The 22,377-nt window shown below is 65.1% G+C and carries 19 protein-coding genes; 11 read left to right on the top strand and 8 right to left on the bottom strand.

Annotated features, from left to right (window positions below; genetic code table 11):
* Positions 1–128 precede the first annotated feature (128 nt).
* The 3 genes from I3J27_RS19590 to I3J27_RS19580 all read right to left on the bottom strand — a co-directional run bounded on the left by I3J27_RS19590 (position 129) and on the right by I3J27_RS19580 (position 4,814).
* Positions 129–1,352, bottom strand: a complete 1,224-nt coding sequence (locus I3J27_RS19590; RefSeq protein ID WP_270160075.1) for a GGDEF domain-containing protein — start codon at positions 1,350–1,352, stop codon at positions 129–131.
* An 86-nt stretch (positions 1,353–1,438) separates the two neighbouring features.
* Complete coding sequence (locus tag I3J27_RS19585) at positions 1,439–2,941, bottom strand: AMP-binding protein (protein ID WP_270160073.1); 1,503 nt, start codon at positions 2,939–2,941, stop codon at positions 1,439–1,441.
* A 4-nt stretch (positions 2,942–2,945) separates the two neighbouring features.
* Entirely contained in the window at positions 2,946–4,814 is a 1,869-nt protein-coding gene (locus tag I3J27_RS19580) for an extracellular solute-binding protein (RefSeq protein ID WP_270172844.1), read from the bottom strand.
* 261 nt (positions 4,815–5,075) lie between these two features.
* Here I3J27_RS19580 and I3J27_RS19575 point away from each other — a divergent pair, with 261 nt between their 5' ends.
* Positions 5,076–5,900: an invasion associated locus B family protein gene (locus I3J27_RS19575; protein WP_270160072.1), complete on the top strand. Its 825-nt coding sequence runs from the start codon at positions 5,076–5,078 to the stop codon at positions 5,898–5,900.
* A gap of 75 nt (positions 5,901–5,975) precedes the next feature.
* Here I3J27_RS19575 and hspQ read toward each other — a convergent pair whose 3' ends face one another.
* Entirely contained in the window at positions 5,976–6,308 is a 333-nt protein-coding gene (gene hspQ, locus I3J27_RS19570; protein ID WP_018317973.1) for a heat shock protein HspQ, read from the bottom strand.
* A gap of 106 nt (positions 6,309–6,414) precedes the next feature.
* On the opposite strand from hspQ, the gene I3J27_RS19565 reads away from it, so the two are divergent.
* On the top strand, positions 6,415–7,368 hold the full coding sequence (locus tag I3J27_RS19565; RefSeq protein WP_270160071.1) for an AEC family transporter: 954 nt from the start codon (positions 6,415–6,417) through the stop codon (positions 7,366–7,368).
* A 9-nt stretch (positions 7,369–7,377) separates the two neighbouring features.
* Here I3J27_RS19565 and I3J27_RS19560 read toward each other — a convergent pair whose 3' ends face one another.
* A complete protein-coding gene (locus I3J27_RS19560) occupies positions 7,378–8,562 on the bottom strand; it encodes a UbiH/UbiF family hydroxylase (RefSeq protein WP_270160070.1) in 1,185 nt (394 codons plus the stop codon).
* 129 nt (positions 8,563–8,691) lie between these two features.
* Here I3J27_RS19560 and pcsA point away from each other — a divergent pair, with 129 nt between their 5' ends.
* From pcsA to I3J27_RS19545, 3 genes are all read left to right on the top strand, one after another.
* The gene (gene pcsA / locus I3J27_RS19555; protein ID WP_270160069.1) at positions 8,692–9,417 is read left to right on the top strand and encodes a phosphatidylcholine synthase; all 726 of its coding nucleotides are present in this window, start codon (positions 8,692–8,694) and stop codon (positions 9,415–9,417) included.
* Positions 9,414–10,139, top strand: a complete 726-nt coding sequence (locus I3J27_RS19550) for a TerC family protein (protein WP_270160068.1) — start codon at positions 9,414–9,416, stop codon at positions 10,137–10,139. The genes pcsA and I3J27_RS19550 overlap by 4 nt, the downstream gene beginning before the upstream one ends.
* Positions 10,140–10,216: 77 nt before the next feature.
* Entirely contained in the window at positions 10,217–11,191 is a 975-nt protein-coding gene (locus I3J27_RS19545; RefSeq protein ID WP_270160067.1) for a quinone oxidoreductase family protein, read from the top strand.
* A 137-nt stretch (positions 11,192–11,328) separates the two neighbouring features.
* Here I3J27_RS19545 and I3J27_RS19540 read toward each other — a convergent pair whose 3' ends face one another.
* Both I3J27_RS19540 and I3J27_RS19535 read right to left on the bottom strand, forming a co-directional pair.
* Entirely contained in the window at positions 11,329–12,525 is a 1,197-nt protein-coding gene (locus I3J27_RS19540; RefSeq protein ID WP_270160066.1) for an acetylornithine transaminase, read from the bottom strand.
* A 270-nt stretch (positions 12,526–12,795) separates the two neighbouring features.
* Positions 12,796–13,437: a hypothetical protein gene (locus I3J27_RS19535; RefSeq protein WP_270160065.1), complete on the bottom strand. Its 642-nt coding sequence runs from the start codon at positions 13,435–13,437 to the stop codon at positions 12,796–12,798.
* 262 nt (positions 13,438–13,699) lie between these two features.
* Between I3J27_RS19535 and I3J27_RS19530 the strand changes: the two genes are divergently transcribed.
* A complete protein-coding gene (locus I3J27_RS19530; protein WP_270160064.1) occupies positions 13,700–14,647 on the top strand; it encodes a hypothetical protein in 948 nt (315 codons plus the stop codon).
* Between the two features lie 89 nt (positions 14,648–14,736).
* Positions 14,737–15,207 (top strand): GNAT family N-acetyltransferase, encoded by a 471-nt coding sequence (locus tag I3J27_RS19525; RefSeq protein WP_370691845.1) that lies wholly within the window; start codon positions 14,737–14,739, stop codon positions 15,205–15,207.
* Positions 15,208–15,240: 33 nt separating this feature from the next.
* Here I3J27_RS19525 and rimO read toward each other — a convergent pair whose 3' ends face one another.
* Positions 15,241–16,566 carry a 30S ribosomal protein S12 methylthiotransferase RimO gene (gene rimO / locus I3J27_RS19520; RefSeq protein ID WP_270160063.1) on the bottom strand — a complete coding sequence of 442 codons (1,326 nt, stop codon included), beginning with the start codon at positions 16,564–16,566 and terminating at the stop codon, positions 15,241–15,243.
* Between the two features lie 110 nt (positions 16,567–16,676).
* On the opposite strand from rimO, the gene I3J27_RS19515 reads away from it, so the two are divergent.
* The 4 genes from I3J27_RS19515 (at position 16,677) to I3J27_RS19500 (ending at position 22,148) form a co-directional block, all read left to right on the top strand.
* Positions 16,677–17,267: an ANTAR domain-containing response regulator gene (locus I3J27_RS19515; protein WP_129275551.1), complete on the top strand. Its 591-nt coding sequence runs from the start codon at positions 16,677–16,679 to the stop codon at positions 17,265–17,267.
* Positions 17,264–18,427 carry a CmpA/NrtA family ABC transporter substrate-binding protein gene (locus I3J27_RS19510; RefSeq protein WP_270160062.1) on the top strand — a complete coding sequence of 388 codons (1,164 nt, stop codon included), beginning with the start codon at positions 17,264–17,266 and terminating at the stop codon, positions 18,425–18,427. The genes I3J27_RS19515 and I3J27_RS19510 overlap by 4 nt, the downstream gene beginning before the upstream one ends.
* A 335-nt stretch (positions 18,428–18,762) precedes the next feature.
* Entirely contained in the window at positions 18,763–20,544 is a 1,782-nt protein-coding gene (locus tag I3J27_RS19505) for a NirA family protein (protein WP_270160061.1), read from the top strand.
* Complete coding sequence (locus I3J27_RS19500) at positions 20,541–22,148, top strand: sulfite reductase subunit alpha (RefSeq protein ID WP_270160060.1); 1,608 nt, start codon at positions 20,541–20,543, stop codon at positions 22,146–22,148. Before I3J27_RS19505 ends, I3J27_RS19500 begins: the two co-directional genes overlap by 4 nt.
* Positions 22,149–22,377 lie beyond the last annotated feature (229 nt).

The following is a 22,377-nucleotide window of genomic DNA, read 5'->3' as shown; positions in this document are numbered from 1 at the left end:
CGCTCATAAGAGCCGCGCTGCCGTAGGGTGGGCAAAGGCGCTCTGCGCCGTGCCACCATCTTTCCGAGATCGTAATGAAAATGGTGGGCACGCTTCGCTTTGCCCACCCTACGGCAGTGAGGGTGTAGCTACGACGCTGCCCTTGACGCGTCCGCCGACAGCCGCGCCAGCAGCGACCGCGCCGTATCCGACGGCGACAGCGAGTCCACGCTGACCACGGGATCGCTGCGCATCTCGTGCTTGCCGTTCGACGTGTGCCGCATCACCGCCGACAGGCGGCGGGCGATCATATGCGCCGTGCGGAAATCGGTCTCCGCGAACACGACGATGACCGAGCCGTCCTTCTGCGCCGCGCCAAAATCCATCTGCCGCATCAGGCGGCTCAGGATACGCGCGGCGTCGAGCTGGGCGCGGGAGTTGCCGGGATCGAAGGCGAAGCGCGCCACGGAGAGGCCGCCGCCGCGGGCGAGCGTCTGCTCCACGGCCTTGGCAAAATCACGCGCGAACGCTTCCACCGTGAGCAGGCCGCTGCGCGGATCGAGCCAGCCGCCGGCATCGATCGAGCGCAGTGTGCGGCTCAATTGCGCTTCCATCGCATGCTGGCGGATCAGCGGCAGTGCATTGGCGGCGACCTTGGCCGGCTCGCCCGGGATCAGCTCGAGATTGGGCAGATCGTAGCTCTGCGTGAGTTGGTGCGCGGTGACGACCACGGGCAGGCTGCGAAAGCGGGTGTCCTCGGCGAGTACTGTGAGGAAGGCATCGGTCACGCGCGCCGTAAAACCCTCGGCGAGCACGACGCCGTCGAGGTCGCGGGTGTTGAGATGTTTGGCGGCGGCCTCGATCGAGAGCGCGCCGACGACGCCAACGCGTTCGCCGAGTGCGACGGACAGCGCGGGATAGGTTGCACCACGGCCGATCAGGAGCACGGTGGCGTCGCGTGCCGGATCACCGTCCGGCAGCGCGACCTTCACCTCGGGCAGCCGGCGCAGCACGGTGGCATGGAGCGTGCGGATGCGCAGCGCGGCGCGGAGCCGCGCGACCAGGCGGTCGGAATTGCCGCCGCGCGAGGAGAAGGGCAGGGCGTTGTGCGGGAGCATGCCCGCCGCATCCAGCGCCACGAAGGGCAGATAGGGCGATTGATCCGCGATCTTCCTGGCGAGCGGCGCCATGTGCGGCTCGTGCCCGGCATGCATCGCGGCGAGAATCGCGGCCGGTTGCACCTGCTCGACCGCGCGCGCCGCGCTGGCCCAGTCGGTGTCGACGACGGGGAACAATCGGGCCTCGTCCAGCGCCGCAATGAAGGGCGGCCGCTCGGCGTTGGACACAAACAGGATCGGGCCCGCCTGGGACATCAAGGAAACTCTGATCACGCAACAGATGCCGCGCAATCTAGTCCGGCCGCCTTAATGCAGCGTCAATGAATGAATCGAAACTGCGCCTAGACCGGCCCGGAGCGGTCGCGAAAAGCCTCGACCATCAGGGGGTTAAGCCCGAGCTCGCTGAGCGCCTCGCGGGCGCGGGCATTGTCCTGAGCCCGGCCTGCCAGCCGGTGACCCGAGAGCCGGTCGGGCAGTGCGGTGAGCAGGGCGCCCTGGCCGAGCCGGCGCGCCCATTCCTGGAGGTCGTTGGAGAGGAAACGGTAGCCGCCGACGGCCATGATGCCGGAGGGCGGGGCGGTGATGCAGATCGCGCCGCTCGGACGGTCGAGCCGCGCGGCATAGCCGGTGTCGACATAGTCGCGTGGCGGCTGCGCGATCAGGGTGTCGCCGACCGGCTGCGGCGGCGCGTATGCCGCAATCGGCACCATGGCGCCGCGCAGGCCGAGCGTGCCTTTCGGCGTCAGCAGGATCTCGCCGGCGATGGAGGACCCCGACTGCTCGCGCGGAGCGCCGTGTGGTCCTGGCATGACGGGCACAGGCATGCCGTCCTCGCCGCGGCGGGCGCCGAACAGGCCGGCCTCGCCGAACAGATAGACGTCCGTCAGCGGCGCATGCGGCGCGGTCCAAGCCTCGCTTGTGGCGACCTGCTCGGGCGCGCGCCAGAGCCCGATGACATTGCGCAAGCTCGGCATCCGCGCCGCGAGGCCGGAATCGCCGAGCCGCAGTGCGAGCGGCGCGGGGGCGATCAGCACCTCGCATTCGTGCTCGTTGATCTGCTGCTCCAGCACGTCGTTCTCGAACGGATGATGCAGCGCCAGCGCGCCGCCGGACAGCAGCCACACCGCGAGCGAGGAGGCGAGACCCGCGAACGACATCGGCGTGAACGCCGCCATCAGGGTCGCGCCCTGCCTGATGTCGGCTTCCAGCGACATCGCGAGGCCGCCGGCGATCAGGCTGAAATGCGGCCGCGGCACCGGACGAAAGCCTTCCGCCGTGACGTCGAAGGAGATCATCGCGGCTTTGCGGCCGTCCTGGATCACGGCGCGTGCGGTGCCGGCCGGACGGGCCAGCACGTCGTCGAGCGAGGCCATGCCCTCGGGCAGGTCGCCTCCGAAACCGCAGACGTAACGGATCGAGAAGGCCTCTGCGGCCGCATGCATCGCAAGGTCGGCGTAGCTGACGCCGTCGACCTTGCTCATGGTGACGATGGCGCGCGCCGCGGTGCGGTTCAGCGCAGCGGTCAGTTCCGCATGCCGCCACAGCAGCGGCAGCACGGCGACGACGAGGCCGGCGCGATGGGCGGCGAGCACGGTCAGCACGAACTCGACCGTGTTGGGGAGCTGGATCGCGATGACGGAATTGGCCGGCAGGCCCGCTTCGACGAAATGCGCCGACAGCGCCTCGATCGCGGTATCGGCCTCGGCATAGGTCATCCGCCGAGGCTCGTGGCCGGTGACGCGGGCCTTGTTGATGGGATCGAGCAAAGCGGGCGCGTGCGGCTGCCGCATCAGCGTGCGCTGAAACAGCGTGTCGAGCGTCGGCGATACGGCTGTCTGGTTCACGGCGTCACTTTGCTTGCGTGGCTTGCGGCTGCCCCTTCGACCACCAGGTCTCCGGCAAATAGCCGGAGAGCGAAGTGGCCTTTGGCCGTTCTATCCGATTCCAGCGCGCGATCCATTGCTCGGATACGTTAAACAGGGGGATTGTATAGAAACCGGCGATCAAGGCGCGGTCGAGCGCCCGCACCGCCGACACGAAAGCCGTATGTTCACGGGCCTCCAGCAGCACCGCGATCATGGCGTCGACCGCGGGATCTCTGGCACCCATGTAGTTGCGGGTCCCGGGATTGTCGGCGGCAGCGCTCCCCCAATAGAAAGATTGCTCGTTGCCGGGCGACAGCGACTGGTCCCAGCGGTTCTGGATCATGTCGAATTCGTAACCGAGCCGGCGCTGGTCGAACTGCACGGGATCGACCGCGCGCACGCTCGGCTCGATGCCGGCGCGCTTGAGGTCGCGCTGGAACGACAGCGCGATGCGCTCCTGATCGCGGGTCGTCACCAGCATCTCGAAGGTGAAGGGCGCTTTCGTCGCGCGGTTGCGCAGCACGGTGCCGTCGAGATCGTAGCCGGCATCCGACAACAGTTTCAGCGCCGCGCGCAGCGTGGTGCGGTCGCGCCCCGAGCCGTCGGTCACTGGCAGGCGGTAGCTGCCGTCCATGATGTCGGGCGGGATCTGCGCGGCATAGGGTTTCAGCAGCTCGCGCTCGTGCGCATCGGCAGGGCGGCCATAGGCCGAGAGGTCCGAGCCCGCAAAATAGCCGGCGACGCGCGAATAGAGTCCGAAGAAGTAGTTGCGGTTGACCAGTTCGAAATCGAACAACAGCGTCAGGGCCTGGCGCACGCGGATGTCGGCAAAGATCGGGCGGCGGGTGTTGAACACCAGGAATTCGGAAGGTTGCGGCACGCCGGGCTTGACGGTGTCGCGGATCACCTCGCCGGTTCTGGCGGCCGGAAAATCGTAGCCGTCGTGCCAGCGCAGCGGCTCGTGCTCGACGCGGAAATCGTAGAGGCCGCGCTTGAAGGCTTCGAACTGGCCATTGGCTTCGCGGAAATAGTCGAGCCTGATCTCGTCGAAATTGTAGAGCCCGCGATTGATCGGCAGGTCGCGGCCCCAATAATCGGGATTGCGCGTGAGCGTGACGCTGGCGCCGGGTTTCACTGCCGTGACGCGATACGGGCCCGAGGCGACCGCGGCGGTCAGCGTCGTCTCCTCGAAGGTCGCAACATCCACTGCATGCTTCGGCAGGATCGGCATCAGACCGAGGATCAGCGGCAGCTCGCGGTCATTGGCGCCGGTGAGGTCGAAGCGGACGGTGAGGGGATCGGGCGCCTCGGCCCTGGCGACCTTGCCATAGTACTGCCGGTGGTTGGGGCGGCCGTGGTCGCGCAGCAGCTGCCAGGAGAACAGCACGTCTTCGGCCGTGACCTGCTTGCCGTCGGAGAAGCGGGCACGGGGATCGAGGCGGAAGGTGACGTAGCTCCGCTCGTCGTCGGTCTCGACCGTCCTGGCCAGTAGGCCGTACAGCGTGAACGGCTCGTCCTGGCCGCGTGCGAGCAGGCTCTCGACGACGTAGTTCCGCACCGGCTGTACCGCCAGTCCCCTGACGATGAAGGGATTGAGGCTGTCGAAGGTGCCGAGAATGCCCCAGACCAGCCGACCGCCCTTGGGGGCGCCAGGATTGGCATAGGGCATGTGGGCGAAATCAGCGGGCAGCGCCGGCTTGCCGTGCATGGCGATGGCGTGGGCTTCCTCGGCCCGTGCGCCGCTTGCCGGAAGCCCGGCAGTCAGGGCCAAGGCAAGGAGAACGCCGAGGACGCAGAGGCGGACGCCAACCCTCTCAAGAAGGCCCTCGAGAAGGCGCTGGAACATGAACATCGGCACACGTTGATTCGAGGACCGGCAGGGCTTGAATCCTATCACAGGGAATTTGGTGGGACGCTGGCGCCAGAGCGGTCAAAGACGCTTGTCGGCATTGATCTTTTCGTCGGCCACGCTAAGAAGGCACGCAATCGCGCAAGAGCGTCGAGCCCGTCACTTATCCGCCTCAATTGACGGGGAGAGAGCCGCGCCCAAGGCGGCCAGGTTCGGCGCTTCGGAGCGGTTCGGGCACTTCCCGTTCAGAAAGGGTTTTCCGCAATGAATTTCCGTTACTTGGCCGCGTCCGTCCGGCCGCGCGGGCGACTTCTCGCCTTGTTGACGGCGACGGCGTTGGCCGTTCCGTTTGCCGCCGAGGCCCAGACCCCGGCGCCGGCTCCCGGCGCGCCCGCCGCACCCAAGGCGGCTCCGAAGGCCGCTCCGAAGGCGGCCCCGAAGGCTCCGGCTCCCGCCGCTCAGGCACCCGCGCCGCAGCAGGCTCCGGCTCAGGGCGCCCCCGCACAGCAGGGTGCGGCCCAGCCGGCTGACCAGCAGATCCAGCTCATCTACGCCCCCTGGACCAAGTTCTGCCTCAAGGGCCAGGACGCCAACGCCAAGCAGGTGTGTTTCACCGGCAAGGATGGTCGCATCGAGTCGGGCCAGCCGGTCATCGCCGCCGTGATCATCGAGCCGGAAGGCGAGCCCAAGAAGATCCTGCGCGTGACCTTGCCGCTCGGCATGCAGCTCGTGCACGGCACCCGCATCATCGTCGACAGCAACGCACCGCTGCAGCAACCGTATGTGATCTGCTTCCAGAACGGCTGCATGTCCGACTACGAGGCCACACCCGAACTCATCAACAGCATGAAGAAGGGCCAGAATCTCGTCGTGCAGGCGATCAATGCCAACGGCGCGCCGCTGACCCTGCCGCTGCCGCTCGCCGGCGAATTCCAGAAGGCCTATGACGGTCCGCCGACCGATCCGAAGGTGTTCGAGGAAACTCAGAAGAAGCTCCAGGAAGAGCTTCAGAAGAAGGCCGAAGAGCAGCGCAAGAAGCTCGAGCAGCAGGGCGGCGCTCCCGGCGCACCGCCGGCCGGCCAGAAGTAATCGGGGACCAGATCCCGGACATGAAAAAGGCGCTCGGTTCGAGCGCCTTTTTTGCTGGCCTTCTGCCGGAGAGACTCAGTTCAGCGACGGATTGCGCGGACGGTAGCCGCCGTCCTTGTTCTTGATGAAGATCTCGGCCACCTGGGAATGCCGGATCGGCTCGCCGGACTCGTCCGGCAACAGGTTCTGCTCGGAGACGTAGGCGACGTATTCGGACTCCGCGTTTTCCGCGAGCAGGTGATAGAACGGCTGGTCCTTGTGGGGCCGCACCTCCTCGGGGATCGACAGCCACCACTCCTCAGTGTTGTTGAATTCCGGATCGATGTCGAAGATCACACCCCGGAACGAGAAGATCCGGTGGCGTACGACCTGTCCGATCTGGAATTTGGCGGTCCGCGCTTTAATCATCCGTCGTCGATAGACCAGGATTGTGGCCGATGCTAGTGGCCTCATTCGGAATTAACGTTCGCTTCCGGGGCGGATAGCCCCCAAGTCTTCAGAAAACACTTCATCAATGGTCGATATCCTCAATCTGGCTCTACCTTATTTCGGCTTGATCTTCGTCGGATTCGCCTGCGGCAAGGCCAAATCGCTGCCGGAATCGGGCCTCACCTGGATGAACTTCTTCCTGCTCTACGTGTCGCTGCCGGCGCTGCTGTTTGCGATCATGTCGAAGACGCCGTTCGCGGAATTGAACAACCCGCCGTTCCTGGTCGCGACCACGCTGTCGACGGTCGCCGCGTTCACCCTGGCGTTGGTCGTCGGCAAGGTCTTGGGACGGCTGACGCTGCGCGAGGCGACGCTCGCGGGCCTCTCCGGCGGCTACGGCAATATCGGCTACATGGGACCGGGTCTGGCGCTTGCCGTGCTCGGGACCAAAGCGTCAGCGCCGACCGCGCTGATCTTCTGCTGTGACAGCATCTTCCTGTTCACCATCGTGCCGCTGCTGATCGAGCTCTCCGACCGCGATCATCCCTCGATCGTGCATGCCTTCGGCGTCGTGCTGAAGCAGATCGTGCTCAACCCGCTGATCATGTCGGCCTGCTTTGGCGCGGCCGTGGCGGCGCTGCATATCGAGCTGCCGGTCGCGCTCGACCGCACCATCACCTTCCTCCAGAACGCAGCCGCGCCGACCGCTTTGTTCGTGCTCGGCGTGACCGTGGCGCTCCGCCCGTTCAACCGGGTGCCGTGGGAGGTGCCGGGCGTCATCGCGGTGAAGCTCTTGATCCACCCGCTTGCAGCGTTCGGCCTGATGCTGGCGTTCGGGCCGTTCGCGCAGCCCTGGGCCGCCACCGCCGTGCTGATGGCCTCGCTGCCGCCGGCGCTGAACGTGTTCGTGATCGCCCGTCAGAACGAGGCCTGGATCGAATCCGCCTCCGTCGCAGTGCTGCTCGGCACGTTCGCGTCCGTGGTCACGCTGACCAGCGTGATGTGGGCGATCCAGACGGGGCGGCTGGCGTTTCCGTGATCCGGAGCTTTACCTTCGCCACGTCGGCGTCAGGCCCTCGCGCATCGCGAAACGCCGGAGCGGGCCGATGGCGCCGAGCAGGTGCATGCCGACCGCGCGGATCGGCTGCAGCGGCAGGAAATCATTGAGCAGCGAGCGGTTGGCGAGGTCGATCGCAAAGGTCCGGCTCAGGATGTCCGGACGCCGCGCCCTGTCGTAGCGCTTCAGCACCTCGTCCGCGCCGGGGTCCTGGCTGGACGCGATGGCCTCGCCCGCAAGGCGGGCAATATCGGCGGCATCGCGCAGGCCAAGGTTGAGGCTCTGGGCCCCGATCGGGGGAACCACATGGGCCGCTTCGCCGACCAGCGCAACACGGTCGCGGCCAAAGGATTTGGGGCGCTCAATCGCGAGCGGGAACAGGTTGCGGCCGGGCTCGACGCTCATGCGTCCGAGAATGGAATGCGACTGCTTCTCGATCGCGGCGGACAGCTCGGCATCGCTCAAAGCACGCAGCCGTTCGGCTTCCGCTGGTGCCGAGACCCAGACGATGCTGGAGCGGTCGCCGGGCAGGGGCACGAACACGCAAGGGCCGTGCGGCGTGTGGAACTCGGTCGAGACGTTGCGGTGCGGACGCGTGTGGGCGACGTTGAAGGTCAGTGCGGTCTGCGTCAGCTCGCGCCGTGTCACCGCGATGCCGGCGGCCTCCCGGCACAGCGAATGCCGCCCATCGGCGCCGACCACGAGCCGGGCCGAGAGGAATTGCGCGGAGGCCGTGCGGATCGCGACGTCATCGGCTTCGATGACGACGCTTTCGGCCTCGTCGTCGAAGCGGACGAGGTTGGGTAATTCGGCGGCGCGCTCCTCCAGCGCCAGCATCAGCGAGCGGTTGTCGATGTTGTAGCCGAACGCGTCGAGCGCGATCTCGTGACAGGAGAACCGGACCTCGGGGCTGCGGAACAGCCGGCCGGTGTCGTCGACGAGCCGCATGATTTCGAGGGCTGCCGCCTTGTCCTTGCAGCGCGGCCAGACGTCGAGGCTCTCCAGCAGCTCGATGGAGGCACCTAACAGGGCGGTGGTGCGGTTGTCGGCATAAGGCACGCGCCGCGCCACCAGCGCGGTCCGTGCGCCCGCCTGCGCCAGCGCGATGGCCGCAGCCAGTCCCGCCGGCCCGCCGCCGATCACGGCTGCGTCATGGAGTGTCGATGCGTCTGTCATGGAACGACATTTGACACGCCCCGCGGCAAATTCAAGCCCACCTATATTTCCCTGATTTTATGACGAATTGTGCGACCGGGCGCCGCATTGGCTTATGTGCAAAACGGCCCCGTTCTGATAGCAGAAGCCATGGAGACCCACGAAGATTCCCTGAAGCCGAGACCGGCGATCCGCGCCGCGGCCTTCTCGGTGCACATCTTCACCGCCTTCGGCGCGGCCATCGCGCTATTGGCGATGCTGGAGGCCGTGCGCGAGCACTGGGCGGCGATGTTTGGATGGCTGGGGATCGCGCTGATCATCGATGCGATCGACGGTCCGATCGCGCGCCGGCTCAAAGTCAAGGATGTGCAGCCGAACTGGTCGGGCGACGTGCTCGACCTCGTGGTCGATTTCGTCACCTATGTGTTCGTGCCGGCCTATGCGATCGTGGCCAGCGGCCTGCTGCTGCCGGTTGCCGCGCCGCTGCTCGGCGTCGCCATCATCGTCACCAGCGCACTGTATTTCGCCGATCTGCGCATGAAGGCTGACGATAATCATTTTCGCGGATTTCCGGCGCTGTGGAATGCGGCGGCGTTCTACCTGTTCCTGCTGCACTGGCCGCCGCTATGGTCCACGCTGCTGGTCGCGACTCTGGTCGTGCTGACCTTCGTGCCGTTCCATGTACTGCATCCGGTCCGCGTCGTGCGGCTCCGCTGGCTGACCATGTCGCTGGTCGTGATCTGGGGGCTGCTCGCGTTCTATGCGCTGAGGATGGATTTCCACGCCGGCACCGGCGTGACGGTCGCGCTCTGTGCCATCGCGCTCTGGATCAGCTTCAGCGACGCGTTGATCCGCTTCGCAAGATCCTTCACATGATGCATCTTCTCGCCAGCCCCGAAGCCTGGGCCGCGCTGCTCACTTTGACCGCGCTCGAGATCGTGCTCGGCATCGACAACGTCATCTTCCTGTCGGTGATCGTCTCGCGCATCCCCGAGCAGCAGGCGGACCGCGCCCGCAAGATCGGACTGGCGCTCGCGCTGGTCTTCCGCATCATCCTGCTCAGCGTGCTGGTGTGGCTGATCGGCCTGACCGCACCGGTGTTTTCGGTTTCGGACTACCACTTCTCCTGGCGCGACCTGATCCTGATCGGCGGCGGCCTGTTCCTGATTGCGAAGGCGACGCATGAGATCCACGCCGAGGTCGAAGCCGATGACGGCGAGGGTGAGCAGAAATCCGGTGGCAACGCCTTCTTCTGGGTGATTGTCCAGATCATCATCATCGACATCGTGTTCTCGCTGGACTCGATCATTACCGCGATTGGCATGGCGCAGGATATCGAGATCATGATCGCGGCCGTCGTGATCGCCTGCCTGATCATGTACATTTCGTCCGGCCCGGTGTCGCGATTCGTGGCAGAACATCCGACCACGAAGATGCTGGCGCTGGCGTTCCTGGTGCTGATCGGCGTCGCGCTGGTGGCGGACGGATTCCAATTCCACATTCCGCGTGGCTACATCTATTTCGCAATTGCGTTCTCGGCGGCGGTCGAATTCTTCAACGTGCTGGCGAAGCGCAACCGCAGGAAAACCGGCAAGTAGTCGTTCCGTTCTGTGCGTCGAGTTGACAAGGCGGGCGCGATGTCTTTCGCTTGTCGGCAAGAAGAGGAGGTCAGCTGATGACCAAAGCCGTCCGTGTGCACAAGGTCGGAGGCCCCGAGGCCCTGGTCTATGAGAGCGTCGATGTTCCGGCGCCGGGCCCCGGCGAAGTGCGCATCCGCCAGCATGCGGTCGGGCTGAACTTCATCGACGTCTACTACCGCACCGGCCTCTACAAGGCGCCGGGGCTGCCCTTCATCGCCGGCAACGAGGCCTCGGGCGAGGTCGTCGCGGTCGGGCCGGGCGTGACCAATTTCCATCCCGGCGACCGCGTCGCCTACTACCACAATCTCGGTGCCTATACCGGCGAGCGCAACATCCCCTGGGAGAAGCTGGTCAAGCTGCCCGACCATATCACGCACGAGCAGGGTGCCGTGCTGATGCTGAAGGGGCTGACGGTCTGGTACCTCCTGCACAAGACCTTCAAAGTCGAGCCGCATCACCGCGTGCTGATCCATGCCGCGGCCGGCGGCATTGGCCTGCTCGCGTGCCAATGGGCGAGGGCGTTAGGGGCCCACGTCATCGGCACGGTCGGCTCGCGCGAGAAGGCCGAGCTTGCCGAAGCCAATGGCTGCGATCACGTCATCCTCTACAACGAGGAGGACTTCGTCGCGCGCGTCAAACAGATCAGCCGCAACGAAGGTTGCGACGTCGTCTATGACGGCGTCGGCAAGGCGACCTTCCCGGGCTCGCTGTCGTGCCTCAAGCCGCGCGGCATGTTCGTCTCGTTCGGCAATGCGTCCGGCCCGGTGCCGCCGTTCTCGATCGCCGAGCTCAACACGCACGGCTCGCTGTTTGCGACGCGGCCGAAGCTCAACGACTACATCGGCACGCGCAAGGAGCTCCTGGAAGGCGCCGACACGCTGTTCGCCGCCGTCATCAACGGCAAGCTGCACGTGCCGATCAATCACGCCTATGCGCTCAAGGATGCCGCGAAGGCGCATATCGATCTCGAAAGCCGCAAGACGACGGGGGCTTCGATTTTGAAGCCGTAGTTCTTTGTATTGTCGTAACGGTTGAGACAGCTTTCGTAGGGTGGGCAAAGGCGCCCTTGCGCCGTGCCCACCATCTTACCCGCGACGGCTTTGAATGGTGGGCACGCTTCGCTTTGCCCACCCTACGGCGCCTCCGCTTACGCCACGCGTCTTGCCGCGCCGGCCCTGGTCAAAATCCCGTCGAGACAGTCGATCATCTCGGCGATCTCTCCCTTCGCGACATTCAGCGCCGGCATGAAGCGCAGCGCGTCGACCTGCGGCGCATTCAGGAGCACGCCGGCCTCGAACGCCTGCGCGACGATCCCGGGCGCGATCGGGAGCTTGAGGTCGAGCGCGAGCAACAGGCCGCGTCCGCGCACGCCGCCGAGCCCGTGCCGGGCCGAGACCTTCTGCAACTCGCTTTCGAGCAAGAGGCCGGTCTCGCCCACCGTCTTCAGGAAATCCGGCTTGCTGACTTCCTCCAGCACCGCCAGCCCCGCCGCGCACATGATCGGGTTGCCATTGAACGTGCCGCCCTGGTCGCCATGCTCGAAGCAGGCTGCGCGTTCGGTCGCGAGCAGCGACGCGAGCGGCACGCCGCCGCCGATGCCCTTGCCGAGCGTCATGATGTCGGGCGCAACTCCAGTGTGCTCATAGTGGAAGAGCTTTCCGGTCCGGCCCATGCCGGTCTGGATCTCGTCAAAAATGAGCAGCAAGCCATGCGCTTCGGTCAGCGCGCGCAGTGCTTGCAGAAACTGATCGGTCGCGGGCCACACGCCGGATTCACCCTGGATCGGCTCGAGCATCACGGCGACGGTGTTGTCGTTGATCAGCCTTTCGACCGAAGCGATGTCATTCAGCTTCGCTTTCTTGAACCCGGCAACCTTGGGCTCGAACAGCGGCTCGAACGCCTTCTTGCCCGACGCCGACATCGTCGCCAGAGTTCGGCCGTGGAAGCCGCCCTCGAAGCTAATGATCTCGAACGCGCCGCTCTTGTGCAGGCTGCCATATTTGCGCGCGAGCTTGATCGCGCCCTCGTTGGCTTCCGCGCCCGAATTGGCAAAGAACACCTGGTCGAACGCGCTGTTTGCCACCAGCGCCTGTGCAAGCTTCAGGCTCGGCTCGTTGTAGAACGCCGGGCTCGGCGTCAGCAGCCGCCTGGCCTGCGCGGCGAGCGCGTCGGCGATGGCCGGCGGGGAATGGCCGAGGCAGTTCACGGCCCAGCCCTGCACGAAATCGAGATAGCGCTTGCGGCTGTCGTCCCAGAGGTAGGAGCCCGCGCCGCGGACGAACACGGACTTGGGCCGTGCGGTGATGTCCATCAGCGCGTCATACGGATGGGTGGCGGTGGTCATGTCGAGCTCCTCTGGAGGCGGGTGAAAAACAGACGCAAAAAGCAAGAAGGCCGCACTTTGCAGGTGCGGCCTTCTCGAAAACTTGAGCTGAATTTATCGGTTCAGCGGCGTCTTCGGACATGGCGCACCCTCTCATCGTCGCGGAAGCGACGACGGAGCATTTCGGTGCGCTGATGGGTCCGAGCGTTGATCATGGGGCGCGTCCGTACAGCCGAATGGCAGGGCTTGTCAAGCGGGCGTTTTGCAAAATGCCCGCCGCGCGTGCATCGGTCAGGTCAGATGCGCGGCCTCTTCGGCTTCCGCGTCGCCCCAATCCGCCTCCGCGATCGCGGTGTCGATCAGCTCGCCGCGCATCAGCTTGAGCGGCGATCTCCAGTACAGGGCGATGTTGTGGAAGGGATCGGTCAGCACCTTGAACACCCAGACCAGTCCGGTGGTGACGTCGCGCGTCGCGAAGAGCTGGAGCATGCGCGCAAGACCGCCGCCGATGCCGATGGCGAGCCAGAGTGCGCCGACATGGCGGATGAAGTCGAAGCGGGTCGTGGGGGGATCAAAGAGTCCGAACAGCGTCGGATCGGCGCACAGTGCGATCGGCGCGCTGCCCCAGACCAGCAGCAGGATGATCTTGCGGGTCTGGTTGTAGCCGACCTTGACCGCTTCCTTGTAGGCGTTGCTGACGTCGTTGACGGAATCATAGCCGTTCGGCTCGAAGAAGAAATGCCCGGTCTGCCGCGTCAGCATCGCGAGCCAGCCGACGAGACCGGCGAGTGCCGGATCCCTGAACAGCAGCGCGTAGCAGCCGAGGAAGATGATCGCGCTGAGCAGGTGCAGCGTCTGATTGACGGTGCTCTGGTGGTAAAAGCGGTAATCGTCGAAGCGCTGCGTGCGCAGCATGTCCGGGAGGCGGCTCATCCTCATTCCTCGCTCGCGTTGAAAAAACGCGCGGAGAGTTAGGCCGAGTCCGTGACCTCTGCGTGAATGCACTATAATTTCATATGCTTGTGCGCGTAGCCGAGCATACGGGATGACGCTGTGTTAAAGCGTGCCCGGAACATCTCCAGGGAAACCATCACGCCCCTAGCGCGTTTGTGATCGATGAACGCGAATTGGTTTCGAACCGGACACATGGCCGGACAGACCAAGAGGGGCGGGATCAACCAGACAGTTTTTTGCCTTGTCCGATTCGTCATACCCGATCGACCTCGACAGCATTCGCGGCGCGTTTCCGCCGGGCATCGAGGCGCCATCCCTGCTGGTCGACTTTGCCGATTGGTTGAACGGGCGCCCGTGGGGCAGCGTTGGCTGTTTCTCGCTGCTGGGGCAGTTCTCCGATCAGGCGCCGATCTTCGACGGTAGTCCCTTGCGCGACAGGTTCTCGCTCTTCATGCGCCTGCCGGACGGCTCGGCCGTCGGCGGCTGGTACGGCGCCGGTCTCGACCGCGACAATCCGCCGATCGTGGGGCTGGGCTCCGAAGGCGATTACGAGCTGCTCGCGCCGAGCCTCGACGCCTTGCTGGCGAAGCTGACGTCGCAACAATTCGATAACGCCTGGAGCGATCTGAAACCGCACGAGGAGGTCGAGTGCCAGACCGTCGAGCTTGCGCAGTGGCTTGCCCGACGGCCGGCTGGCGACAAGACGATTTGCGATGACGGCGTGCCGGAGCTCCCCGATTTTCGCGGCTTCGTGGAGAAATGGAGCCGGGATCGCGAAGACTATTGGGCCAATCATCGCTTGATGGCCGAGCTCGGCTGGCGCCTCGCCGCTCATCTGCCCAAGGGCAAGAAGCCCTGGGACAAGACCCATTTCGAGGTCGCCATTGTCGGCAAGCAGTACGAGGCGCGTGTCCTGTCGCGCGGACCGCAGCCGTTCGAGGAAGCCGCCTCGATCGAATCCCTGCTGCGCGATCTGCGCGAGGAGATGCGCCGTGCGCAGCCCGAACTCGGGCTGTGGTACGCGATGAAGTTCGGCCTCTCTGCCGACGGCCGCGCCATGCCGAATTTCGAATACGACTTGCGTCCGACTATCGACGGCGAGCCGGCGCAGCTGTCGGAAGCCAGGGCGGATCTTGCCCGCGCACCGCGCCCTGAGCGTTGGGTGCCGAAATGGCTGGCGTCTTCCTGATCAGGATGGCGTGTGCCAAACTTCTGCGCGTTCAGTCGGCCAGAACGTCGGCCAGCGATGCGGATCGATGCACGAATGAGCCATAAGCTGTGACCACGCTGCGGGAGATAGAGCAGGCCGATTTCGGAGCGATGGCCGATGCGCTGATCGAAATGCAGGCGCACTATCGGGTCCATTGTCCCACGCGCGACGCGATCATCGAAGGGTTGAGATCGAGGCCCGCGGGATCACGAATTCTGCTGGCCTATGAACATGACGAGCTCGCGGGCTTTGCATGCTTCAGCGCCGTCTACCCGGGACCCGGCCTGACCTCGGGCTTCTTTCTGAAAGAACTCTACGTCCGGGACCATTGGCGCGGGAGTGGGGTGGGTCGAAAGCTGATGGCGCGCCTCGCCGCCATCGCCCGGCAGGACGGGCACGCTCGCATCGATTGGACTGTCGATGCAGACGATCTGCGGCTTCAAAGCTTCTACGAAATGCTCGGCGGGCAGGCGTTGCCGGCGAAACGGTTCTTCCGCTTAACCGGCGCGGAGCTGGCAGAGTTGGCCGAAAGGTTCTGACGGCGCTTTGCCCATCACGCGGGGGCAAGGACCTCAGAACCCCGCGACGCTGCCGTGCAGATCGTATTGGTCCGCGCGCTCGATCTTCGCGGTGACGATTTCGCCGACGCGCAACGGACGGCGGCTGGAGAGATACACCGCGCCGTCGATCTCCGGCGCATCGGCCTTGGAGCGGCCTTTTAAAACCGTCGGGCCGACTTCGTCGATGATGATCTGCTGGCGCGTGCCGACCTTGCGCTTGAGCCTGCGTGCAGAGATCTTCTGCTGGCGGGCCATCAGCGCGTTGTAGCGCTCCTGCTTGACCTCTTCCGGCACCGGGTTCTCTATCGCATTCGACGTCGCGCCCGCAACCGGCTCGTATTTGAAGCAGCCGAGCCGATCGATCTCGGCCTCGTCGAGCCAGTCGAGCAGATAAGCGAAATCCGCGTCGGTCTCGCCGGGGAAGCCGACGATGAAGGTCGAGCGCAGCGCGAGATCCGGACATTCCTCGCGCCAGCGCTTGATGCGCGCCAGCGTCTTGTCCTGCGCCGCCGGGCGCTTCATCGCCTTCAGCACCTCGGGGCTTGCATGCTGGAACGGGATGTCGAGATAGGGCAGCACCTTGCCCTCGTTCATCAGCGCGATGACCTCGTCGACATGCGGGTAGGGGTACACATATTGCAGCCGGACCCAGGCGCCGAGCTCGCCGAGCTCGCGCGCGAGGTCGAGGAATTTGGCGCGGACCTGGCGATCCTTCCACGGGCTCTCGGCATATTTGAGGTCGACGCCATAGGCCGAGGTGTCCTGCGAGATCACCAGCAGCTCCTTGACGCCGGCGCCGACCAGCCGCTCGGCCTCGCGCAGCACGTCATTGGCCGGGCGCGAGACGAGATCGCCGCGCAGCTTCGGGATGATGCAGAAGGTGCAGCGGTTGTTGCAGCCTTCGGAGATCTTCAAATAGGCGTAGTGGCGCGGCGTCAGCTTGATGCCCTGCGGCGGAACCAGGTCGACATGCGGATTGTGCGCGGGCGGCAGCGCGCGATGCACGGCGTCCAGCACGCTCTCATATTGCTGCGGTCCGGTGATGGAGAGCACGCCGGGATAGGCCTGCTCGATCTGCTCGGGCTCGGCGCCCATGCAACCGGTCACGATCACCTTGCCGTTCTCGGCCATGGCCTCGCCGATCGCCGAGAGCGATTCCTGCTTGGCGCTGTCGAGGAAGCCGCAGGTGTTGACGATGACGATGTCGGCCCCGTCATGCTTGCGGGCGAGCTCGTAGCCCTCGGCGCGCAGGCGCGTGATGATGCGCTCGGAATCCACCAATGCCTTGGGACACCCGAGCGACACGAAGCTGACCTTGGGCGCAGCCGTCTGATCCATATCTGATCTGCCTGATTGACGGGCCTGAGCTAGTCCCAATTGCCCATAATTACAACCCTTTGCATGGCCGGCGGGCGTGCTATGGATGAATCACCTGCCGTGAGTGAGCTATGAGCGCCGAACAGTCGCCCAAAATCGTGATTGTCGACGAAAGCCCGATCCGGGCTGCGATCCTTGAGGAAGGGTTGCGGGAGGCCGGATTCACGCAGATCGTCCATATCCGCGAGATGCAGAGCCTGCTGGCCCGTATTTATGCGGTGGACCCCGACATCATCCTGATCGATCTGGAAAACCCCAGCCGCGACGTGCTCGAGGCGATGTTCCAGGTCAGCCGCGCCGTGAAGCGGCCGATCGCGATGTTCGTCGACCAGAGCGATTCATCCTCGATCCAGGCGTCGGTGGAGGCGGGGGTGTCGGCCTACATCGTCGACGGCCTGAAGAAGGAGCGCATCAAGCCGATCCTCGACCTCTGCGTGTCCCGCTTCAACGCCTTCGCCAAGCTCCAGGAGGAACTGGAGCGTACCAAGTCGCAGCTCGAGGACCGCAAGATCATCGAGAAGGCCAAGGGCATTTTGATGAAGGTCAAAGGCCTCAACGAGGACGAGGCCTACGTGCTGCTGCGCTCCACCGCCATGCGCGAGAAGAAAAAGATCGGCGAGATCGCCCAGTCGATCATCACCGCGTCGGAGATGCTGAAATGACCGCTCCCCTTCGCATCGGGTTCATTCCGCTGGTCGATGCCGCCGCCCTGATCGTCGCCGTCGACAAGGGCTTTGCCGCCGCCGAGGGTCTCGAGATCGAGCTGGTGCGCGAGGTCTCCTGGTCCAACGTCCGCGACAAGCTCAATATCGGCCTGTTCGACGCCGCGCATCTGCTCGCACCCGTGGCGATCGCGTCCTCGCTCGGGCTCGGCCACGTCAAGGTGCCGATCGCGGCGCCCTTCAATCTCGGCATCAACGGCAATGCGATCACGGTCTCGCCGGCGCTGCATGCCGCGCTGATGGAAGAGATCGACGGCGACCGCTTCGATCCGCTCGCCACCGCAAAGGCGCTCGCGAAGGTGGTCGCCAGGCGGCGCAAGGCAGGGGCCGATCCGCTGACCTTCGGCATGACTTTCCCGTTCTCGACCCACAATTATCAGCTTCGGTTCTGGATGGCGGCGGCCGGCGTCGATCCGGACGAGGACGTGCGCCTCGTGGTGCTGCCGCCGCCTTACATGGTCGAGAGCCTCAGGAGCGGTCATGTCGATGCGTTTTGCGTCGGCGCGCCCTGGAATTCGGTCGCGGTCGATCTCGGCATCGGCCACATCCTGCATTTCGTCTCCGACATTCTCGTGCGGGCAGCAGAGAAGGTCCTGGCCGTCCGCCAGACCTGGGCCGACAAGAATCCGGATGTGGTTGCAGCCCTGGTGCGTGCGGCGGTGAAGGGGGCCGCGTTCATCGAGCAGCCCGCAAATCTCGCTGAGGCCGCGCAGATCCTGGCGCAGTCCGAACGGATCGGCGTCGATGCCGAAGTCATTCAGCGGACCCTGACGGGGCGTCTGAAGATTTCGCCCGACGGGACCTTCCGCGAGAGTGGCCGCTATCTCCTGGTCGGACGCGAAGGGGCAGGGCGCCCCGAGCCTGTCCAGGCCGCCTGGCTCTATGCGCAGATGGTGCGCTGGGGCCAGACGGCGCTGACGCCCGATGGCGTCAAGACGGCGATGGCCGTGTTCAGGCCCGACCTTTACGACGCGGCCCTCGGCCAACGGCCGCCCGAGGAAGCTCCCGCGGCGTTCGGAGCATTTGCCGGGCCCACGTTCGATCCTGCCAACATCCGGGGGCATTTGGAGGCCTTCGAGGTCGGGCGCTGGAAGGCCTGATTCGGCCCTGCATCGTTTTTGGGCGGAAGGGGTCGTCGGCTAAATTTTGAGCCGCCTGCTCGAATTTCGTGAGAGTTCCGAATCCGACCTGTTCCGGGAACTTCACTAAACTACTGAAATAATGACATTTCCGATTTTGAGCAAGCTGGCACGCAACTTGTATGTTGCACTGCGGCCAGCTTGTCACAGACGCCTGCTGAGCCAAGTCCCGCAGCAACGAAGCTGATCGGACCGTTGGGCAAAAGAGCAGGCTTCTGAGCCAGCCGAGTTGCTCGCGGGTCGCGCCAATTCCGTCGATGCCACCCAGGGTGGCCGCAGGAGCTTCGTTACCGACCATGAAAATCGATACGCTCTCAGTCGACTTTTCCGACGAGCAGAAACGCTATCTCGAAGGCTTCACGACTGGCTTGCAGATCAGCCGGGTCGGTCGTGGTCTCGGCGGTGGCGCCGGCAAGGCCAATGCGGAGCCTGTTGGTCCCGACGCCGTGCACATTAAGGCGCAGGACAAGGTGATCGCGTCGGGCAAGAAGCTCGCCGATCAGGAGAAGTTCAAGCGCGACGAGCATCCGTTCGATGCCTATCCGCGGCTGCGGCAGCAAGCGCTCGACAATGCGCCGCCGAGCCCCGCGGACAATTTCCGCTGGCGCTATTACGGGATCTTCTACGTCGCGCCGACGCAGGACTCCTACATGAGCCGCCTGCGCATTCCGAACGGCATCATGAAGCACTGGCAGCTGTCCGGCCTTGCCGATCTCGCCGACGAACTCTGCGGCCCCTATAGCCACGTCACGACGCGCGCCAATCTCCAGCTTCGCGAGATTCCGCCGAAGAACGCCGTGAAGCTGATCGAGGGCATTCAGGATCTCGGCCTGTGCTCGCGCGGCTCCGGCGCCGACAACATCCGCAACGTGACGGGGACGCCGACCGCGGGCATCGATCCGCAGGAAATCCTCGATACGCGGTCCTATGCGCGGGAGTGGCACTACCACATCCTCAACGATCGCTCGCTCTACGGATTGCCGCGCAAGTTCAACGTCGCCTTCGACGGCGCCGGCAGGATCGCGGTGCTGGAAGAGACCAACGACATTGCCTTCACCGCGTTCGAGGTGAAGGACGGGTTCGGCGTCGAGCCCGGTGTCTGGTTCCGCCTCGGCCTCGGCGGCATCACCGGCCACAAGGATTTTGCGAAATATTCCGGCATCATCGTCAAGCCCGAGCAGGCGACCGCCGTTGCCGACGCCATCGTGCGCGTGTTCATCGAGCACGGCGACCGCACCAACCGCAACAAGGCGCGGCTGAAATACGTGCTCGATAGCATGGGCCATGACGGCTTCCTCAAGCTTGTCGAGGAGCGGCTGAAGACGCCGTTCACCCGCGTGCCGGAAGAAGCGTTTGCGCCCCGGCCTGCCGCCGACCGCATGGCGCATATCGGCGTGCACAAGCAGAAGCAGGACGGGCTGAACTGGATCGGCGTGTCGCTGACGCTCGGCAAGATCAGCTGCGACCAGATGCGGGGCCTCGCAAAGGTCTCGCGCGATCTCGGCGATGGCGAGATCCGCCTCACCGTCTGGCAGAACCTGCTGATCTCAGGCGTGCGCGACGAGAATGTCGAGCTCGCCATTGCCGCGATCAAGCAGATCGGGCTCGCGGTCGAGGCCTCGCATATCCGCGCCGGCCTGATCGCCTGCACCGGCAATGCCGGCTGCCGCTTCGCGGCGTCCAATACCAAGCGCAATGCCGAAGAGATCGGTGACTGGTGCGAGCCGCGCGTCGCCATGGACAAGCCGGTCAACATCCACGTCACCGGCTGCCACCATTCCTGCGCGCAGCATTACATCAGCGATATCGGCCTGATCGGCGCGCGGGTGCCCGTCAACGAGGAGGACACGGTGGAGGGGTATCATCTCTTCACCGGTGGCGGGTTCGGCCCCGACGCCGATGTCGGGCAGGAGGTCTATCATGACCTCAAGGCCGAGGACGCGCCGAAGACGGTCGAGGGGCTGCTCAAGGCTTACATGGCCCATCGCTCGTCGCCCGATGAAACTTTCCTGTCCTTTGCGCGCCGCCATGATGGCGAAACCCTGCGCAAGCTTGCCGATGCACAGGTGTCCGCATGAACCAGATCACGCCTCCGCCGAAACTCGACATCATTCCCGCCAGCGCGCCGTTCTCCGACGCGCAGCGCTCCTGGCTGAACGGCTTCTTTGCCGGGCTGCTGTCGCCTGATGTGGCATCGCCTTTGTCGGCGGAGCAGGGCGCTGCCGTCATGCAGGCCGGTGACGGCGACGACGGCGAAGCCCCGTGGCACGACCAGACCATGCCGATCGCCGACCGGATGAAGCTTGCCGAAGGCCGCCCCGTGCGTCGCAAGATGATGGCCGCGATGGCGCAGCAGGATTGCGGCCAGTGCGGCTACAATTGCCACGACTATTCGGAGGCGATTGCGGGCCGCAGCGAAGCTCGGCTCAATCTCTGCGTCCCCGGCGGCAAGGAAACCGCGCGGATGCTGAAGTCGCTGTACGAGGAGCTGGACAAGGCGCCGGCGGCCAAGACGGCCGACAAGCAGGACGCGGTGGCAGCCCCGGCCGTGACGGTGACGATTGCCGAGCCCGGCCGCTCGCGCGACAACCCGGTCGCGGCGACGTTCCTGTCGCGGCGCCTGCTCAACAAGGGCAAGTCGGAGAAAGAAACCTATCACGTCGAATTCGATCTCTCCGAGAGCAAGCTCGACTACATCGTCGGCGACAGTTTTGGCGTGTTCGCGCGCAACGAGGTCGGTCTCGTCGACCAGATCATCGCGCTGCTCGGCGCCTCCCACACCACCAAGGTCAACGGCAAGACGCTGCGTGAGGTGCTGATCGACGACGTCTCGCTGTCGCCGGCACCCGACACGCTGTTCGAGTTGCTCTCCTTCATCACCGGTGGCGCGCAGCGCGAGAAGGCGCGTGCGCTGGCGCAGGGCGAGGATCCCGATGGTGACGCCGCGACGCTCGACGTGATGGCGGCGCTGCAGAAGTTCTCCGGCACGCGGCCGCATCCCGAAGCCTTCGTCGAGGCGCTGGAGCCGCTCCAGCCGCGGCTCTATTCGATCTCCTCGTCGCACAACGCCACGCCCGGAAAGCTGTCGTTGACGGTGGATTCCGTGCGCTACATCATCGGCAAGCGCAAGCGCCTCGGCGTCGCCTCGACCTTCCTCGGCGAGCGCATCGCAGAGGGCGAGAAGCTGAAGGTCTATGTGCAGAAGGCGCATGGCTTCGGCCTGCCGCAGGACCCGAAGACGCCTGTCGTCATGATCGGCCCCGGCACCGGTATCGCGCCGTTCCGCGCCTTCCTGCTCGACCGCAAGGCGACCGGCGCGCCCGGCAAGAACTGGCTGTTCTTCGGCCATCAGCGCAGCGACTGCGACTTCTTCTACCAGGACGAGCTCAATGCGATGAAGACCTCTGGGCTTCTGACGCGCATGTCGCTTGCCTGGTCGCGCGACGGCGAGAAGAAGTTCTACGTGCAGGACCGCATGCGCGAGGTCGGCCGCGAGTTGTGGACGTGGCTCGCCGAAGGCGCGCATCTCTACATCTGCGGCGATGCCAAGCGCATGGCCAAGGACGTCGAGCGCGCGCTGGTTGACATCGTCGCCCAGTTCGGGGCCCGATCGACCGACGAGGCCGTCAGCTTTGTCGCCGAACTCAAGAAGACCGGCCGCTTCCAGGCTGACGTCTACTAAGGCGCGGCAGGACCAAGGTGAATCGTCCCGGCGGAGCAACCGCCGGGCGTTACGGTTCTACTGTGCATGGGGTTGTTTTCGACTTTTTTGTTGGACTGGTCCGGCAGGCCCCATCCGACTGTCATCTCATCGTCATCCCCGCTGGTTCCAGCTGCGTCGGATTCTAACGAATAAGATTCTCGGAACCCGGGCCTCGGGAGAATTTGCATCTGCGATGTGGCCTCCTCAG

The organism is Bradyrhizobium xenonodulans (assembly GCF_027594865.1).
In the GTDB taxonomy this organism is placed as follows: Bacteria; Pseudomonadota; Alphaproteobacteria; order Rhizobiales; family Xanthobacteraceae; genus Bradyrhizobium; species Bradyrhizobium xenonodulans.
The sequence above is the reverse complement of the archived record's forward strand: the minus strand, read 5'-3'. Positions and strand labels throughout refer to the sequence as shown.

What these genes read in the sequence shown, in the direction of transcription:
- I3J27_RS19580 (WP_270172844.1), bottom strand. Translation starts at nt 4,814, where the DNA reads ATGTTCATGTTCCAGCGCCTTCTCGAGGGCCTTCTTGAGAGGGTTGGC.
- I3J27_RS19575 (WP_270160072.1), top strand. Translation starts at nt 5,076, where the DNA reads ATGAATTTCCGTTACTTGGCCGCGTCCGTCCGGCCGCGCGGGCGACTT.
- rimO (WP_270160063.1), bottom strand. Translation starts at nt 16,566, where the DNA reads ATGGATCAGACGGCTGCGCCCAAGGTCAGCTTCGTGTCGCTCGGGTGT.
- I3J27_RS19515 (WP_129275551.1), top strand. Translation starts at nt 16,677, where the DNA reads ATGAGCGCCGAACAGTCGCCCAAAATCGTGATTGTCGACGAAAGCCCG.
- I3J27_RS19535 (WP_270160065.1), bottom strand. Translation starts at nt 13,437, where the DNA reads ATGAGCCGCCTCCCGGACATGCTGCGCACGCAGCGCTTCGACGATTAC.
- I3J27_RS19540 (WP_270160066.1), bottom strand. Translation starts at nt 12,525, where the DNA reads ATGACCACCGCCACCCATCCGTATGACGCGCTGATGGACATCACCGCA.
- I3J27_RS19500 (WP_270160060.1), top strand. Translation starts at nt 20,541, where the DNA reads ATGAACCAGATCACGCCTCCGCCGAAACTCGACATCATTCCCGCCAGC.
- I3J27_RS19565 (WP_270160071.1), top strand. Translation starts at nt 6,415, where the DNA reads ATGGTCGATATCCTCAATCTGGCTCTACCTTATTTCGGCTTGATCTTC.
- I3J27_RS19510 (WP_270160062.1), top strand. Translation starts at nt 17,264, where the DNA reads ATGACCGCTCCCCTTCGCATCGGGTTCATTCCGCTGGTCGATGCCGCC.
- I3J27_RS19550 (WP_270160068.1), top strand. Translation starts at nt 9,414, where the DNA reads ATGATGCATCTTCTCGCCAGCCCCGAAGCCTGGGCCGCGCTGCTCACT.
- I3J27_RS19505 (WP_270160061.1), top strand. Translation starts at nt 18,763, where the DNA reads ATGAAAATCGATACGCTCTCAGTCGACTTTTCCGACGAGCAGAAACGC.
- hspQ (WP_018317973.1), bottom strand. Translation starts at nt 6,308, where the DNA reads ATGATTAAAGCGCGGACCGCCAAATTCCAGATCGGACAGGTCGTACGC.
- I3J27_RS19560 (WP_270160070.1), bottom strand. Translation starts at nt 8,562, where the DNA reads ATGACAGACGCATCGACACTCCATGACGCAGCCGTGATCGGCGGCGGG.
- I3J27_RS19590 (WP_270160075.1), bottom strand. Translation starts at nt 1,352, where the DNA reads ATGTCCCAGGCGGGCCCGATCCTGTTTGTGTCCAACGCCGAGCGGCCG.
- I3J27_RS19545 (WP_270160067.1), top strand. Translation starts at nt 10,217, where the DNA reads ATGACCAAAGCCGTCCGTGTGCACAAGGTCGGAGGCCCCGAGGCCCTG.
- pcsA (WP_270160069.1), top strand. Translation starts at nt 8,692, where the DNA reads ATGGAGACCCACGAAGATTCCCTGAAGCCGAGACCGGCGATCCGCGCC.